The following is a 15,220-nucleotide window of genomic DNA, read 5'->3' on the forward strand; positions in this document are numbered from 1 at the left end:
ACGCGCACGACAGGTGTCGGCTGCGGGGTGCGCCCGACGGTACGCGACCGTTCCTCAGCGCACTGTGACGTGGCCACCCGTCCGTCCGTACATTCGGGGCATGACGTTCAACGACGACTCGCAGCTCTCCGGCGGGAAGGTGAAGCGCCGCGGGCGCACGGCCGCGATCGGCGGCGGCGCCGTCGGCGGTCTCGCGCTCCTCGTCTACATCGTCTCCGCGGTCTCCGGGGTCGACCTGACGGGCGTCCTCGGCGGGGGCGGCGGCCTCACCACGATCCAGCAGGGCGGAGACACCGTCGACGCGGCGCCCGAGTGCCGGACCGGACGCGATGCGAACGCCTCGGTCGACTGCCGGATGGAGGGCGCGGCCGAGTCGCTCGACGCGTACTGGTCCGCCGAGGCACCCCGGCTCGGGATCTCCTACACGACGCCGACGTTCTACCTGTTCCAGGACTCGACGGACACCGGCTGCGGGACCGCGTCGTCGGCGACCGGGCCGTTCTACTGTCCGCCGGACCGGGCGCTCTACGTCGACACGTCCTTCTACGACGAGCTGCAGTCCCGCTACGGCTCGTCCGGTGGTCCGCTCGCGCAGATGTACGTCGTCGCGCACGAGTGGGGCCACCACGTCCAGCAGCTGCAGGGCACGTTCGCCGACACGGACCGCTCGGGTACGGGCGCCTCGTCGGGCAGTGTCCGCGTCGAGCTGCAGGCCGACTGCTACGCCGGCGCCTGGGTGGGCGACGCCGCCACGACGAAGGACGCGGCCGGCCGGACGTTCTTCGAGCCGATCACCCGGGCGCAGATCGACGACGCACTCTCCGCCGCGAGCGCCGTCGGTGACGACAGCATCCAGCGACGGTCGACGGGTTCGGTCGACCCGGACTCGTTCACGCACGGCTCGAGCGAGCAGCGGCAGCGCTGGTTCCTCCGCGGGTACCAGCAGGGTGCGACGTCCTGCGACACCCTCAGCGTGCCGGGCAGCGCCCTGTAGCGGACCGCGCGTCAGGCCGCGGACGGCGGGGCTGCGGTCAGCCGGCGGACGGCGTGGCCGACGGGGTCCGGGTGGAGGTCGCCGAGGGGGCCGGCGTCGCCGTCGGGGTGGACGAGGAGTCGGTCGAGCCGGCCGCACTCAGCACGAACGTGCGGAAGTCGTCGTTCGTGATCGGGTCGGTGAGCTCGTACTGCTGCCCGTTGACGAGGACGAGCGGCGTGCCCGGGAACGACGTGAGGTCGCTGCCCGGGATCTTGCCGTCGGACACGTCGTTCGTGCGCTCGGTCACCCACCGCGCGTAGGTCTGGTCCTGGATGCAGTCCGCGATCGCGCGCTGGTCCCGCATGCCGTCGACGCTCCGGACGACGCTGACGAGGTCGGCGTCGCTGAGCCCTGCCGTGCCCTCCTGCGGCTGCTCGGCGAACAGGGCCTTGTTGAAGGCGAAGAACTGGTCGGGCGAGCGGTCCGCGACGCAGGCGGCGGCGTTGGCGGCGCGGAGCGAGTACTTCGTGCCCTGCGAGCGGTTCGCGAGGATCGCGACGGGGTGGATGTCGACCGTCGCCGCGCCGGACTCGACCAAGCTCTCGATGTAGTCGCCGTTGGCCTTCTCGAACCGGCCGCACGTCGGGCAGAGGTAGTCGATGTAGGTCGTGATGTGCACGGCGCCGGCGCCGTCGGAGGCCGAGGCGGACGGGGTCGAGCCGGCGGTCTGCGCCTCGAGGCCCTCGCCGATCGTGATGCCGCCCTGGGACATGTTCGACGGACCGGGGCCGGCGGGCTGTGCGGACTGGACGAGCACGAGGGTCACGACGGTGGCCGCGGCGAGGAGCACGACGCCGATGCCGATCTGGATCCCGAGCCGGGCCCCGCGCTGGCGACGCTTCTGCTGGGTCCGGTGCTTCTGCGCGCGCTGCCGGGCGGCTTCTCGACGTTCGTTCCGCTCGGCGCGACCGGCAGCTGCCCGCTCGGCACGGGCGTCACCCTCGGGGCGGTTGGTCATCGGTGTGTCGTCCTCCTGATCGGGTGTCCGCGCGCACCGTGCCCCCACTGGCGCGGACGGACCCGGCGATTGTAGTGGGGCGCTCTGGGAACCACCCAACCAGCCGAGAGGCACTGGCGCTCCTCGGGGAAGTCGTGTTGTATGAGCATCGATGGTCGACGGCGACCATCCGGGGCCCCCACGGGCAACCGCTTCACTACGGATCGTCCGGCACGTACCTGCCGGTGAAGGAAGGACCGAACGCTCATGGCGTCCGTCACCTACGACAAGGCAACCCGTCTCTACCCCGGAGGCACCCGCCCCGCGGTCGACTCCCTCGACCTGGACGTCGCCGACGGCGAGTTCCTCGTCCTCGTCGGCCCCTCGGGCTGCGGCAAGTCGACCTCCCTCCGCATGCTCGCGGGTCTGGAAGAGGTCAACTCCGGTGCGATCCGCATCGGTGAGCGCGACGTCACCGACGTCCCGCCGAAGGACCGCGACATCGCGATGGTCTTCCAGAACTACGCGCTGTACCCGCACATGACCGTCGCCGAGAACATGGGCTTCGCGCTCAAGATCGCCGGCGTCGGCAAGGAAGAGCGTGCGCAGCGCGTGCAGGAGGCCGCGAAGCTCCTCGACCTCGAGCAGTACCTCGGCCGCAAGCCGAAGGCCCTCTCCGGTGGTCAGCGTCAGCGCGTCGCGATGGGCCGCGCGATCGTCCGTCAGCCGCAGGTGTTCCTCATGGACGAGCCGCTGTCGAACCTCGACGCCAAGCTCCGCGTCCAGACCCGCACCCAGATCGCCTCGCTGCAGCGCCGCCTCGGTGTCACCACGGTCTACGTCACCCACGACCAGACCGAGGCGCTCACCATGGGCGACCGCATCGCGGTGCTCAAGGACGGCATCCTCCAGCAGGTCGGCTCCCCGCGTGACCTCTACGAGAAGCCGAACAACGTGTTCGTCGCCGGCTTCATCGGCTCGCCGGCCATGAACCTCCTGCCGGCCGACGTCGTCGAGGGCGGCATCAAGTTCGGCACGCTGAACCACGCCATCGACCGCGACACCCTGTCGAACGCCCGCGCCGGCCAGATCACGGTCGGCATCCGCCCCGAGGACGTCATCGTCTCGGCCTCGGGCGAGGGTCTGCCGGTCACGGTCGACGTCGTCGAGGAGCTCGGCGCCGACGGCTACCTCTACGGTCACGCCGACGTGAACGGCCAGCGCACCGACATCGTCGCCCGCGTCGACGGCCGTTCGCACCCGTCGATCGGTGACACGATCGTCATCTCGCCGAAGCAGGGCCACGTGCACGCCTTCGACACCGAGTCGGGCGACCGCCTCGACGACAAGGCCGTCGTCAGCGCGTAACGCCGGAACAGCCGAACAGGAGGCGCGGTGCCAGCTGGCACCGCGCCTCCCGTCTGTCAGACTGCCGGGACGTCACCGGCCACCGCACCACCAGGAGCCAACCGTGCCCGACTCCCTGTCCATCACCGCCGCCACCGTCGACCCCGGCCTCCTCGACCTGCCGTGGGACCAGCCGCTCGAGGACTGGCCGGACGACGTCATCGTCGCCCTGCCGAAGGGCATCTCGCGGCACCTGGTGCGCTTCGTGCACCTCAGCGGGTACGTCGCCGCGGTGAAGGAGACGGGCGAGGAGGTCGCGCGCGCCGAGTACGAGATGCTCCGGACCCTGCAGCGCATGGACGTGCCGTGCGTCGATCCGGTCGCGGTCATCACGAACCGCGTCGACGCCGACGGCGAGCCCCTCCACCCCGTCCTCGTCACACGGCACCTGCGCTTCTCGCTGCCGTACCGCGCGCTGTACTCGCAGACCCTCCGCCCGGAGACCGCCACCCGTCTCGTCGACGCCCTCGCACTGCTGCTCGTCCGCCTGCACGTCATCGGGTTCTACTGGGGCGACGTGTCGCTCTCGAACACCCTCTTCCGCCGCGACGCGGGAGCCTTCGCGGCCTACCTCGTCGACGCCGAGACCGGGAAGCTCTACCCCGGCGGCCTCTCGAACGGGCAGCGCGAGAACGACCTCGAGGTCGCGCGGGTGAACATCGCCGGCGAACTGCTCGACCTCGAAGCCGGTGGTCGGCTCGACGAGAACGCCGACCCGGTGGACGTCTCGAACCGTATCGTGGCGCAGTACCGCACGCTGTGGAAGGAGCTCACCGGCACCGAGCAGTTCGACATCAAGGAGCGTTGGCGGATCAACGACCGCGTCGAGCGGCTCAACGCGCTCGGGTTCGACGTCGAGGAGCTCTCGATCCACACGACCGAGGGCGGCTCGCAGGTGCGCATCCAGCCGAAGGTCGTCGACGCCGGGCACCACCAGCGCCGACTCCTGCGGCTCACCGGCCTCGACGCCGGGGAGAACCAGGCCCGGCGGCTGCTCAACGACCTCGACGCCTACCGTGCGCGGAACGGCCGTGAGGCCCTCGACGAGGAGATGGTCGCGCACGAGTGGGTGTCGCGGGTGTTCGAGCCCGTGGTGCGGTCCATCCCCCGCGACCTGCGCGGACGGTTGGAGCCCGCCGAGGTGTTCCACGAGCTGCTCGAGCACCGCTGGTTCATGTCGCAGGCCGAGGAGCGCGCGGTCTCGCTGCCCGAAGCCACGACCGCCTACATCAACGACGTGCTCCGGCACCGCCGTGACGAGCGGCTGCTCATCAATCCGCCGACGTCCTCGATGCCGCTGCCGGTCGGGCTGGACGACGACGTGGACGCCGACGAGGACGTCGAGGACTGGCGCGCGGGCGTCTGACGCCCGCGCCGCTGGCGCCCCGGCGTCGGGGCGGTGCGCCGAGGACCGAGCTGTGCGCTGAGGTTCCGAAATCTCGGCATCTCCGCGCCGTCCGGTCCGGTCCGTGGAACCTCGGCGACGCAGGCGCGAGTCGTGGAACCTCGGGGCGCTCGGACGGGCGGCTCGCCTACCTCTTGGTCGCGCAGGTGCGTCGCGCAGGTGCGTCGCCCCCGACGGACTGGAGGCCCGGTGCCGGTCTCGCGGACCCGCACCGGGCCTCCAGTCGGATGCGCTGGGCGCGGCGCGCTCTGCGACAGCTCGCGTCGCTAGGCGGCGCGACGGCGGCGCGCGACCTCCCACAGGGTGACGCTCGCCGCGATGCCCGCGTTGAGCGACTCGGTCGCCGAGGAGATCGGGATGGAGACGATCGCGTCGCAGGTCTCGGTGACGAGGCGCGACAGCCCCTTGCCTTCCGAGCCGACGACGATCACGATGGGCCGGTCGGCGAGCTCGAGGCCGTCGAGCTCCACGTCGCCGTCGCCGTCGAGGCCGAGCACGAACAGCCCCATCGACTTGAGCGACTTCAGGGTCTGTGTGAGGTTCGGCGCCATGGCGACCGGGGTCCGGGCCGCGGCACCGGCGGAGGTCTTCCACGCACTCGCGGTGACACCGACGGAACGACGCTGCGGCACGATGACCCCGTGCCCGCCGAACGCCGCGGTCGACCGGATGATCGCCCCGAGGTTGCGCGGGTCGGTGATCCCGTCGAGCGCGACCATGAGCGGGACCTCGTCCTTGGCGAAGGCCCGCTCGACGATGTCCTCGGACACGGCGTACTCGTACGCGGGGACCTTGAGCGCGACGCCCTGGTGCACGCTGTCGTGGCCGGTGATGCGGTCGAGCTCGGGACGCATGAGCTCGATGATCGGGACGCCGCGGTGGTTGGCGAGCGCGAGGATCTCCTTGACGCGGTCGTCGACCTCGATGCGGGACGCGACGTAGAGCGTCGTCGACGGCGTCTTCGTGCGGAGCGCCTCGAGCACGGAGTTCCGACCGGTGACCAGCTCGGAGTCGTCGCTCTTGCGCTGCGGCGGACGGCCGGTGCGCTGCTGCGGCGCGCTCGACGCACCGTGGCGTCCGCGGGCGGCCTCGAGCCGCTCCTTGGCCGCCTTGCGCTTGCCTGCCGGGTGGTACGGACGGTCCTCGGCCTTCGGCGTCGGCTTGCGCCCCTCGAGCGCCTGGGCGCCCTGTCCGCCGGAGCCGACCTGCTTGTTGCCCTTGCGGCCGGACCGGACGGCGCCCGGACGGCCCTTCTTGCTCCCGGAAACGTTCTTCATGCTCAGCTCCTGTTCGGCACGGCCGTGGTCAGGCGATGCTCCAGCGTGTACCCGCTGCGGTGTCCTCGATGGTGATGCCCGCGGCGGCGAGGTCGTCACGCACGCGGTCGGCCGTCGCGAAGTCCCGTGCGGCCCGGGCGTCGGCACGCTCCTGCACGAGGCGTTCGACGAGGGCTGCGAGCGGGGCGGCCGCAGTGTCCTGACCGCCGCTCGACCAGTGGGCCGCTCGCGGGTCGATGCCGAGCACCTCCACCATCGCGGCCACCTGATGGTACGCGAGTCCGAGCGCGTCCGCATCGTCGGCGTCGAGTGCGGCGTTCCCGGCACGGACGGTCTCGTGCAGCACGGCGAGGGCCTGCGGGACCGAGAGGTCGTCGTCCATCGCCTCGGCGAAGGCGTCCGGGACGCCCGGTGCCTCGCGGAGCCGGACGCCCTCGAGCCGCGGAGCGGCCCGGGTCAGGAACCCCGCGATGCGGTCGTACGCCGCCTCGGCCTCGGCGAGGGACCCCTCGTGGTGGTCGATCGACGAGCGGTAGTGCGCGGCGCCGAGGAAGTACCGGACGACCTCCGGGCGCGCGGACGCGAGGAAGTCGGCCGCGAAGATCGAGTTGCCGAGCGACTTCGACATCTTCTGGCCGTCGACGGTCACGAGGCCGTTGTGCAGCCAGTACGTCGCGAAGGGGTCGCCCGCTGCGGTCGACTGCGCGAGTTCGTTCTCGTGGTGCGGGAAACGGAGGTCGAGCCCACCGCCGTGGATGTCGAACGCCGGGCCGAGGTAGCGCCGGCTCATCGCCGAGCACTCGATGTGCCAGCCCGGACGGCCGGGGCCCCAGGGGCTCTCCCACACCGCGGTCTCGGGCTCGCCGTCCTTCCGGCCCTTCCAGAGGGCGAAGTCGCGGGGGTCGCGCTTGCCCCGGGGGTCGGCGTCGGCGGCGTCGACCATGTCCTCGCGGCGCTGCCGGGTGAGCGCACCGTACGAGGCCCAGCTGCCGGTGTCGAAGTAGACGTCCCCGGAGCCGTCCTGCGCGGCGTAGGCGTGGCCACGCTCGATCAGCCGCTCGATGATCTCGTGCATCTGCGGCACGCTCGCCGTCGCGCGGGGCTCGTAGGTCGGGGGGAGGATGCCGAGCGCCCGGTAGGCCGCCGTGAACTCGAGCTCGACGCGGTAGGCGCGGGCGAACCACTCCTCGTCGGTGCCGGCCGCGAGGTCGAGCACCTTGTCGTCGATGTCCGTGACGTTCCGGACGAGGGTCACCGTGTAGCCCCGGTAGGTGAGCCACCGGCGCCAGATGTCGTAGACGAGTGCCGAGCGGAGGTGCCCGATGTGCGGCGACGACTGCACCGTGGGTCCACAGACGTAGACGCTCACGTGTCCGTCGACCAGGGGCACGAGGTCGACGACGGCGGCGGCGCGGGAGTCGTGGAGGCGAACGGTCACGCCCCAAGCCTAGGACGCCGGCCCGCCGCGATCCGCCAGGCCTGCCGCGGTCCGTCAGGCCAGCCGCGGTCCGTCATGCCAGCCGCGGTCCGTCAGCCCTGCCGCGGTCCGTCAGGCCTGCCGGACGACGGCGGTCGCGATCGCGGCGAGCCCCTCTCCGCGACCGGTGAACCCGAGGCCGTCCGTGGTCGTGCCGGACACGGCGACGGGAGCACCCACGACGGCCGCCAGCGCGTCCTGCATCTCCGTGCGCCGGGCGCCGATGCGTGGGCGGTTGCCGACGACCTGCACGGTCACCGACACCGGCACGAGCCCGGCGTCGGCGAGCAGCGACACGGCGCCGGCCACGAAGACGTCCCCGGTCGCACCGGCGTACCGCGGGTCGGCGGTGCCGAACCGCCCGCCGATGTCACCGAGCCCGCCGGCGGAGAGCAGCGCGTCACACACCGCGTGCGACACCGCGTCCCCGTCGCTGTGCCCGGAGAGGCCCGGCTCCCCCGGGAAGTCGAGCAGACCGACGCGGCAGGGTGCGCTGTCGTCGAACGCGTGCACGTCGACGCCGAGGCCGACCCGGACGCCGACCCCGTCCGAGCCGTCGCGCGACCGGACGAGTGCCTCGGCTCGACCGAGGTCCCACGCCGTGGTGATCTTGAAGGCGTCCGCGTCACCCGGGACGGACCGCACCGTGCGCCCGGCCGCCTGGAACACCCCGGCGTCGTCGGTCTCGGACCGCTCGGACACCGCGTAGGCCCGCCGGAGTGCCGCGAGCGGGAAGCCCTGGGGCGTCTGGACCCCGACGAGCGCCGAACGGTCCACGGTCTCGAGCACGACGTCGCCGTCGACGCGCTTCACGGTGTCCACGACCGGCAGCGCCGGGACCACCCCGTCGCCCGTCGTCGACACTGCGGCGAACACCCGCTCGAACTGCGCCGCCGGGGTGAGGCACCGCGCCGCGTCGTGCACGAGCACGACGTCGACCGAGTCGGGCAACGCTGCCAGGCCGGCATGGACCGACGCGTGGCGATCAGCCCCTCCCGCGACGACGATGGTGTACGCGACCGCGGCGCCCGCGACCGCGGCGACCAGCGCCCGACACTCGTCGAGGAGCGCCGCCGGGGCGACCACGACGACCAGGGTCGGCGACTCGAGGGTGAACAGCGGCTCGAGCGCCCGCGCCAGCATCACGCGCCCCGCCACGGGGACGAAGGCCTTGGCGGTGCCGATGCCGAGCCGGGTGCCCGACCCTGCCGCGACGACGACGACCGCCCTGCTCACCCCGGAGGGGAGCAGAGCGGTCGCAGTGGTGTCCAGTGCTTCGGACGCGCTAGGAGGCGAGGACCTCGTCGAGGACGGTCGATGCCTTGTCCTCGTCGGTCTTCTCGGCCAGCGCGAGCTCGGAGATCAGGATCTGCCGGGCCTTCGCGAGCATGCGCTTCTCACCGGCGGAGAGCCCGCGGTCCTGGTCGCGACGCCAGAGGTCGCGGACGACCTCGGAGACCTTGATGACGTCACCCGACGCGAGCTTCTCGAGGTTCGCCTTGTACCGGCGGGACCAGTTGGTGGGTTCCTCGGTGAACGGTGCCCGGAGGACCTTGAACACCTTGTCGAGCCCTTCCTTGCCGATCACGTCGCGCACACCGACCAGGTCGACGTTGTCCGCCGGGACCTCGATCGTCAGGTCACCCTGCGTCACGCGCAGCTTCAGGTAGACCTTTTCCTCACCCTTGATGACGCGCGTCTTGACTTCTGAGATGGTTGCCGCCCCGTGATGGGGGTAGACCACGGTCTCGCCGACCTCGAATTGCATGTATCAGGCTCCGTTCCGAGACACCCAGTTTACCACAAGGGGTGTTCGGGTAAGGGGGCCCTGGGCACTCGCCCTCCCAGGTGATCGCTAGGATGGGGTCGGACCGTCCGGTCCCCAAACGTGATCTTCCGGAGGAATCTCTTGCGAGCTCGGGTACTCGTGTCCGTCGCCGTTGCGGCAACCATCGCGCTCGGCGCCACCGGGTGCGAGTTCGTCTCGCCGGTCGGCACTGCCGAGATCCAGCAGGTCACCGACGGCGTGAACGCCAAGACGGGTTCGATCGACATCCGCAACGCCCTGCTCATCTCGGACGACGGCGAGAGCGCCCGTTTCATCGGCACGCTCGTGAACAACTCCGACTCGAAGGACGTGACCCTCTCGATCGAGGTCGGCGGCGACACCCAGACGGTCGACGTCCCGAAGAACTCCCGCGTGGACCTCGCCGCGTCCGACTCCGGCGCGACACCCACCCCGACCCCGGGCACCGAGACGAACGGCGAGGACACGCAGGGCTCCACCGCGGCCGCCGGCACGGACGTCGTGTTCGACCAGGCCGACGCGAAGCCCGGTTCGCTCGTCAAGGTGTACTTCTCGTACTCGGGCGCCGAGGGCGTCTCCCTGAACGTGCCGGTCCTGACCACCGCGCAGGAGGAGTACGCGACGCTCGCCCCGACCTCGGCGCCGAGCGAGACGACGGAGCCCTCCGACGGCGCGACCTCGCGCAGCACCGACGAGCCGTCGGGCGATGCGACGACCGAGGCCCCGATCAACCCGTAGCGCACAGCGCCCGTCCGACCCCGAGCGCCCGTCCGACCCGGAACTCCCGTCGGACAGGGCGACCGCCTGGAGGCGCGGTGCCGGTCCCCGAGACCGGCACCGCGCCTCCGGTGCGTTGCGACACTGCCGCGGGGCGGACGCGACCCGCTACGCCTCGATGCGGTAGCCCAGGCCGCGGACCGTCACGAGGACCTTGGGCGCGCTCGGCACCCGCTCGATCTTCGAGCGCAGCCGCTTGATGTGCACGTCGAGCGTCTTCGTGTCGCCGAAGTAGTCCGAGCCCCACACGCGGTCGATGAGCTGGCCGCGGGTGAGCACGCGCCCGGCGTTCCGGAGCAGCAGCTCGAGCAGCTCGAACTCCTTGAGCGGCATCGGCGTCTCCGAGCCGTCGACCGACACGGTGTGGCGCTCGACGTCCATCCGGATGCCGCCGACCTGCAGGATGCCGGAGTCCCCCGGGTCGTCCTCGGTGCGACGACGGAGCACCGCTCGGATGCGCGCGAGCAGCTCCCTGGTCGAGTACGGCTTCGTCACGTAGTCGTCGGCGCCGAGCTCGAGCCCGACCACGATGTCCACCTCGGAGTCCTTCGCCGTCAGCATGATGATCGGCACGTTCGACCGGGTGCGGACCTGCCGGCAGACCTCGGTGCCGGAGAGCCCCGGCAGCATGAGGTCGAGCAGCACGAGGTCGGGGTTCTCGGCATCGAACTTCGACAGCGCGGTCACGCCGTCGGCGGCGACGGAGGTCTCGTACCCCTCGCGCTGCAGCAGGAACTCCAGGGGCTCGCTCAGGGCCGGCTCGTCGTCGACGATGAGGATCTTGGTCACGATGGCTGCTCTTCCAGTTGCTCTTCGAGTGCGGTGGTCAGGTCGGTGTCCGCCTCGGGCAGGCGGATGGTGAAGGTCGAGCCCTTGCCGGGCTGCGACCAGACGCGCACGTCGCCGCCGTGGTTGCCGACGACGTGCTTGACGATGGCGAGGCCGAGGCCGGTGCCGCCCGTGGCCCGCGAGCGAGCCGGGTCGACGCGGTAGAAGCGCTCGAACACGCGATCGAGGTCGGCCTCGGGGATGCCGACGCCCTGGTCGGTGACCGCGATCTCGACGAAGCCCTTCGTGCTCCGGACGCCGACGCCGACACGGGTGTGGTCCGGCGAGTACTTGACGGCGTTCGCGATGAGGTTCGACACCGCCACCTGCAGGAGGCCCGGGTCGCCCATCACGCGGAGCTTCGTCTTCTTCGCGCGCACGATGTCGATGTCGCGTGCGCGGGCGACGACCTCGTTGGCGTCGACGGCGGCCTGCACGATGCGGTCGATCGACGTCTCCTCGCTGGACTCGAGCGCGTCGACGGACTGCAGGCGGGACAGCTCGATGATGTCCTTGGTGAGGGCGCCGAGCCGTTCGGACTCCGTGACGAGCTGCGCGGCGAACTTCCGCACGTGCTCGGGTTCGTCGGCCGCGGCCACGAGCGTCTCCGACAGCAGGCCGATGGCGCCGATCGGCGTCTTCAGCTCGTGGGAGATGTTCGCGACGAAGTCCCGCCGGACCTCGTCGATGCGGCGGCTCTCGGTGAGGTCGTCGGCCGTCACGAGCACGTACCGGTTGCCGAGCTGCGCCGCCCGGAAGCTCAGGTAGCCGATCAGCTCCCCGTGCCGACCGCGGGGCAGCTCCATGTCCTCGGAGCCCATCTCACCGCTCGCGCGCACGCGGTCCACGAGGTCACGGAGCTCCTTGTGCACGAGCCGTCGGCGCACGACGAGCCCGACCGTGAGCGCCTGCGGCGACGCCGCCACGACGGTGTTCGAGGGGTCGACGACCACGGCGGGGTTGTGCATCGTGGCGATCACCGCGGCGACGCCGTCCGGGAGCGTCCGCTCCGCGACGTCGGCCGCACGAGCCGTGCGCTCGGCGGTGATGATCAGCACCACGACGCCCGCGCCGAAGACCCCGCCGAGGAGCATCGACAGTGGCACGAGCCACGCGTTGTCCATGCCGTCAGTGTAGGGATGGTCATGCCCGGTTCGGACGCCGTTCACCGCGGTTCCGCGCGGTTCCGGCCTCGTCCGGTCAGACGTTCAACCGCACGTCACCGTCCGTTCACCTGCGGTGACGACACTCGTGCGGTACCGCAACGAGAGGCACATCCCCCATGCGCGAAGTGTTCCAGCAGGAACTCCAGGACGTCCAGGAGCGACTGACCGAGATCGCCGGGCTCGTCGAGTCCGCCATCACCCGGGCCACCCAGGCCTTCAGCGAGTCCGACGTCGCGCTGGCCGAGGAGGTCATCGCCGACGACGCCAAGATCGACGAGGCCGCGAACGAACTCGACGAGGTCGCGATCGACATCCTCGCCCGCCAGGCGCCCGTGGCCCGCGACCTCCGCGTCGTCGTCACCGCGCTCCGGGTCAGCTCCTCGCTCGAGCGCATGGGCGACATGGCCGAGCACATCGCGCAGCTCGCCCGCCAGCGCTTCCCGGAGAAGGTCGTGCCGAAGGGCCTCCGCGGCACCTTCAAGAAGATGGGCGCGCACGACGTCGCGATGGCGCAGAAGCTCACCCGGCTGCTCGCCACCGAGGACATCGCGCTCTCCGCCGAGATCCGCGACGAGGACGACGCCGTCGACGAGCTGCACGCGAGCGTCTTCGACTTCGTGCTCGGCGAGACGTGGAAGGGCAACCCCGTCGACACCGTCGACGCGACCCTGGCCTCGCGGTACCACGAGCGCTTCGCCGACCACGCCGTGTCCATCGCGAAGAAGGTCGAGTACCTGGCGACGGGCGACTGGGCCGGCGCGGCCTCGGTCACGACCTCACCGGCCTGAGCCGCCGTCATCGCCGGAGTCACCTGACCGGCGGTTTTGCGGTCTCCCCGCTCTGACGGGAGGATCGTGGCATGGCTCAGGTCGCGATCGTCGTCAACGGGATGCCCGGCTCGGGCAAGAGCACGGTGGGCGCCGCCCTCGCCGAGGTCCTCGGCTGCCCGTTCCTGTCGAAGGACCGCATCAAGGAACCGCTCGCGGACATCGCCGGCCCGATGATCGCCTCGCGCGACCTCGGCGCGATCGCCATGGACACGATGTGGTCGATGGCGCGGGCCGTCGAGAACGGGGTCGTCCTCGACGCCGTCTGGCTCCCGTCCCGTGACCGCGACCTCCTGGAGGCCGGGCTCACCTCCGCCGGGTCGCCGCGGGCCGTCGAGGTGTGGTGCGACGTCGACCGCGCCACCGCCGACGAGCGGCTGCGGGAACGCTACGAGCCCGGCACGCTCCCGGTGCGGCACGACGTGCACGGGGACCTCGCCGGGGTGCTCGCCTTCTGGGACGAGCACGGCGCGACGGCCGGCCCCGTCGCGTCGCCGGGCGTCCCCGTCGTCCGCGTCGACACCGCGAAGCCCTACGACGTGGGTGCCCTCGTGCAGGAGATCGCGTCGCACTTCGTCTGAGCGTTTGCTCCCGCAGGCGGCGCCGACGACGAACGCCCCGCCGGGGTCCGGCGGGGCGTTCGTCGTCGTGCGGGGTGCTGTCGTGGTGCGGGTGCTACTTCTTCGCGCCCTGCGCGGCGACGGCGGCGGCACCGGCAGCCGCGGCCTCGGGGTCGAGGTAGTACGAGGGCTTCGTCGGACGGAAGTCGTCGTCGAGCTCGTACACGAGCGGGATGCCCGTCGGGATGTTGAGCCCGGCGATGTCGTCGTCCGAGATGCCGTCGAGGTGCTTCACGAGCGCGCGCAGCGAGTTGCCGTGGGCCGTGACGAGCACGGTCTTGCCCGCGCCGAGGTCCTTCGTGATGTCGGACTCCCAGTACGGCAGCAGCCGGTCGATCACGAGCTTGAGCGACTCGGTCCTCGGCAGCTGGTCGCCGAGCCCGGCGTACCGGCGGTCCCCGGCCTGCGACCACTCGGCGTCGTCGGCGATGGGGGGCGGCGGGACGTCGAACGAACGGCGCCACTCCATGAACTGCTGCTCGCCGTACTGCTCGAGCGTCTGGGCCTTGTCCTTGCCCTGCAGGTCGCCGTAGTGGCGCTCGTTGAGGCGCCAGTCGCGCTTCACCGGGAGCCAGGCGAGGTCGGCCTCGAGCAGTGCGATGTCCGCCGTCTGGATCGCCCGGGTGAGCAGCGAGGTGTACAGGACGTCGGGGACGATGCCCGACTCGGCGATGAGCTCGCCGGCGCGCTTCGCCTCCTTCTCGCCCAGCTCGCTGAGTCGGACGTCGACCCAACCGGTGAACAGGTTCTTCTGGTTCCAGTCACTGTTGCCGTGACGGAGCAGGACGAGCGTGGAGGTCATGCGCCCGAGTCTACCGAGCGGGTGCGCCTCGGTAGCCTGGGTCCATGCCCATCGGGAACGTGACGCGCGGGACCACCGGGTACAACCGGCTCCGCCGCGTCGACCGGTGGATCGCCGCGCTCCCGGTCCTCCGCCGGACGTCGGACCCGCTCGTCGCCGACGTCGGCTACGGCGCCCGACCGACCACGACGCTCGAGATGCGCGACCGGCTCGCCCGCGTACGGCCGGACGTCGAGGTGACCGGCATCGAGATCGAGCCCGACCGGGTGGCGCTCGCGAACGCCGGCACCCGCGAGGGCGTCACGTTCCGGCTCGGCGGCTTCGAGACCCCGACGCCCGGCGGCCGACGACCGGCCGTGATCCGGGCGTTCAACGTCCTCCGGCAGTACGACGAGTCCGCCGTGGTCGGCTCCTGGCGGATCATGCAGGACCGTCTCCAGCCCGGCGGTGCGCTCGTCGAGGGCACCTGCGACGAGGTGGGGCGGGTGGCCTCCTGGGTGACCCTCGACGACGTCGCCCCGCGGACGTTCACCGTGTCGCTGCGGCTCACCGGGCTCGACGTGCCGAGCGTCTTGGCGGAACGCCTGCCGAAGGCCCTCATCCACCGGAACGTGCCCGGCGAGCGCATCCACGAATTCCTGCGCGACCTCGACCTGGCATGGGCCGTCGCGGCACCGATCAGCACGTACGGGCCGAGGCAGCGGTGGCTCGCGGCCGTCGGCGGCATGCGGGACCGCGGCTGGCCGGTACTGCACGGGGCCACCCGGTGGCGACTCGGCGAGCTCAGCGTGCCGTGGGCGTCCGTCGCGCCCGTGGACGCCTGACCGGCTCGACGGCGGTCTGCGGTCGGGTCA

15 protein-coding genes are annotated in these 15,220 nt (G+C 71.6%); 7 read left to right on the forward strand and 8 right to left on the reverse strand.

The genetic code is table 11. The features are described from left to right. Positions 1 to 100 precede the first annotated feature (100 nt). On the forward strand, positions 101 to 994 hold the full coding sequence (gene ypfJ / locus ABC270_RS17370; protein ID WP_412881959.1) for a KPN_02809 family neutral zinc metallopeptidase: 894 nt from the start codon (positions 101 to 103) through the stop codon (positions 992 to 994). 37 nt (positions 995 to 1,031) lie between these two features. Here ypfJ and ABC270_RS17375 read toward each other — a convergent pair whose 3' ends face one another. Next, positions 1,032 to 1,994, reverse strand: a complete 963-nt coding sequence (locus ABC270_RS17375) for a DsbA family protein (RefSeq protein WP_412881960.1) — start codon at positions 1,992 to 1,994, stop codon at positions 1,032 to 1,034. A gap of 246 nt (positions 1,995 to 2,240) precedes the next feature. Here ABC270_RS17375 and ABC270_RS17380 point away from each other — a divergent pair, with 246 nt between their 5' ends. Continuing rightward, positions 2,241 to 3,341, forward strand: coding sequence for an ABC transporter ATP-binding protein (locus ABC270_RS17380; protein ID WP_412881961.1), 1,101 nt, complete (start codon positions 2,241 to 2,243; stop codon positions 3,339 to 3,341). 103 nt (positions 3,342 to 3,444) lie between these two features. Beyond that, positions 3,445 to 4,746, forward strand: a complete 1,302-nt coding sequence (locus ABC270_RS17385) for a DUF4032 domain-containing protein (RefSeq protein WP_412881962.1) — start codon at positions 3,445 to 3,447, stop codon at positions 4,744 to 4,746. 305 nt (positions 4,747 to 5,051) lie between these two features. On the opposite strand, the gene rlmB is transcribed toward ABC270_RS17385, so the two are convergent. The 4 genes from rlmB to ABC270_RS17405 form a co-directional block, all read right to left on the reverse strand. Then, complete coding sequence (gene rlmB, locus ABC270_RS17390) at positions 5,052 to 6,062, reverse strand: 23S rRNA (guanosine(2251)-2'-O)-methyltransferase RlmB (protein WP_412881963.1); 1,011 nt, start codon at positions 6,060 to 6,062, stop codon at positions 5,052 to 5,054. A 28-nt stretch (positions 6,063 to 6,090) separates the two neighbouring features. After that, the gene (gene cysS / locus ABC270_RS17395) at positions 6,091 to 7,500 is read right to left on the reverse strand and encodes a cysteine--tRNA ligase (RefSeq protein WP_412881964.1); all 1,410 of its coding nucleotides are present in this window, start codon (positions 7,498 to 7,500) and stop codon (positions 6,091 to 6,093) included. Between the two features lie 111 nt (positions 7,501 to 7,611). Further along, positions 7,612 to 8,775 carry a 2-C-methyl-D-erythritol 4-phosphate cytidylyltransferase gene (gene ispD / locus ABC270_RS17400; RefSeq protein ID WP_412881965.1) on the reverse strand — a complete coding sequence of 388 codons (1,164 nt, stop codon included), beginning with the start codon at positions 8,773 to 8,775 and terminating at the stop codon, positions 7,612 to 7,614. Positions 8,776 to 8,824: 49 nt separating this feature from the next. Beyond that, positions 8,825 to 9,307, reverse strand: coding sequence for a CarD family transcriptional regulator (locus ABC270_RS17405; protein ID WP_412881966.1), 483 nt, complete (start codon positions 9,305 to 9,307; stop codon positions 8,825 to 8,827). Positions 9,308 to 9,466: 159 nt separating this feature from the next. Here ABC270_RS17405 and ABC270_RS17410 point away from each other — a divergent pair, with 159 nt between their 5' ends. Further along, positions 9,467 to 10,084: a hypothetical protein gene (locus ABC270_RS17410; protein WP_412881967.1), complete on the forward strand. Its 618-nt coding sequence runs from the start codon at positions 9,467 to 9,469 to the stop codon at positions 10,082 to 10,084. Between the two features lie 147 nt (positions 10,085 to 10,231). Here the strand turns inward: ABC270_RS17410 and ABC270_RS17415 are convergent, their stop codons facing one another. Beyond that, on the reverse strand, positions 10,232 to 10,912 hold the full coding sequence (locus ABC270_RS17415; protein WP_412881968.1) for a response regulator: 681 nt from the start codon (positions 10,910 to 10,912) through the stop codon (positions 10,232 to 10,234). Then, positions 10,909 to 12,075 carry a sensor histidine kinase gene (locus tag ABC270_RS17420; protein ID WP_290133714.1) on the reverse strand — a complete coding sequence of 389 codons (1,167 nt, stop codon included), beginning with the start codon at positions 12,073 to 12,075 and terminating at the stop codon, positions 10,909 to 10,911. The genes ABC270_RS17415 and ABC270_RS17420 overlap by 4 nt, the downstream gene beginning before the upstream one ends. A gap of 158 nt (positions 12,076 to 12,233) precedes the next feature. Between ABC270_RS17420 and phoU the strand changes: the two genes are divergently transcribed. Both phoU and ABC270_RS17430 read left to right on the forward strand, forming a co-directional pair. Beyond that, the gene (gene phoU, locus ABC270_RS17425; protein WP_412881969.1) at positions 12,234 to 12,905 is read left to right on the forward strand and encodes a phosphate signaling complex protein PhoU; all 672 of its coding nucleotides are present in this window, start codon (positions 12,234 to 12,236) and stop codon (positions 12,903 to 12,905) included. Between the two features lie 71 nt (positions 12,906 to 12,976). Then, positions 12,977 to 13,525, forward strand: coding sequence for a P-loop nucleotide/nucleoside kinase family protein (locus ABC270_RS17430; RefSeq protein ID WP_412881970.1), 549 nt, complete (start codon positions 12,977 to 12,979; stop codon positions 13,523 to 13,525). A gap of 94 nt (positions 13,526 to 13,619) precedes the next feature. On the opposite strand, the gene ABC270_RS17435 is transcribed toward ABC270_RS17430, so the two are convergent. Continuing rightward, positions 13,620 to 14,366, reverse strand: a complete 747-nt coding sequence (locus tag ABC270_RS17435; protein WP_412881971.1) for a phosphoglyceromutase — start codon at positions 14,364 to 14,366, stop codon at positions 13,620 to 13,622. Between the two features lie 44 nt (positions 14,367 to 14,410). On the opposite strand from ABC270_RS17435, the gene ABC270_RS17440 reads away from it, so the two are divergent. Beyond that, positions 14,411 to 15,190, forward strand: coding sequence for a class I SAM-dependent methyltransferase (locus ABC270_RS17440; RefSeq protein WP_412881972.1), 780 nt, complete (start codon positions 14,411 to 14,413; stop codon positions 15,188 to 15,190). The last annotated feature ends 30 nt before the right edge of the window (positions 15,191 to 15,220 follow it).

Origin of the sequence: Curtobacterium phoenicis (assembly GCF_047238015.1) — a bacterium.
GTDB lineage: Bacteria > Actinomycetota > Actinomycetes > Actinomycetales > Microbacteriaceae > Curtobacterium.

Bases quoted from the DNA above. Each gene is read 5' to 3' on its own strand.
- ypfJ (WP_412881959.1), top strand. From the start codon at position 101: ATGACGTTCAACGACGACTCGCAGCTCTCCGGCGGGAAGGTGAAGCGC.
- ABC270_RS17375 (WP_412881960.1), bottom strand. From the start codon at position 1,994: ATGACCAACCGCCCCGAGGGTGACGCCCGTGCCGAGCGGGCAGCTGCC.
- ABC270_RS17380 (WP_412881961.1), top strand. From the start codon at position 2,241: ATGGCGTCCGTCACCTACGACAAGGCAACCCGTCTCTACCCCGGAGGC.
- rlmB (WP_412881963.1), bottom strand. From the start codon at position 6,062: ATGAAGAACGTTTCCGGGAGCAAGAAGGGCCGTCCGGGCGCCGTCCGG.
- ABC270_RS17405 (WP_412881966.1), bottom strand. From the start codon at position 9,307: ATGCAATTCGAGGTCGGCGAGACCGTGGTCTACCCCCATCACGGGGCG.
- ABC270_RS17420 (WP_290133714.1), bottom strand. From the start codon at position 12,075: ATGGACAACGCGTGGCTCGTGCCACTGTCGATGCTCCTCGGCGGGGTC.
- phoU (WP_412881969.1), top strand. From the start codon at position 12,234: ATGCGCGAAGTGTTCCAGCAGGAACTCCAGGACGTCCAGGAGCGACTG.
- ABC270_RS17430 (WP_412881970.1), top strand. From the start codon at position 12,977: ATGGCTCAGGTCGCGATCGTCGTCAACGGGATGCCCGGCTCGGGCAAG.
- ABC270_RS17435 (WP_412881971.1), bottom strand. From the start codon at position 14,366: ATGACCTCCACGCTCGTCCTGCTCCGTCACGGCAACAGTGACTGGAAC.
- ABC270_RS17440 (WP_412881972.1), top strand. From the start codon at position 14,411: ATGCCCATCGGGAACGTGACGCGCGGGACCACCGGGTACAACCGGCTC.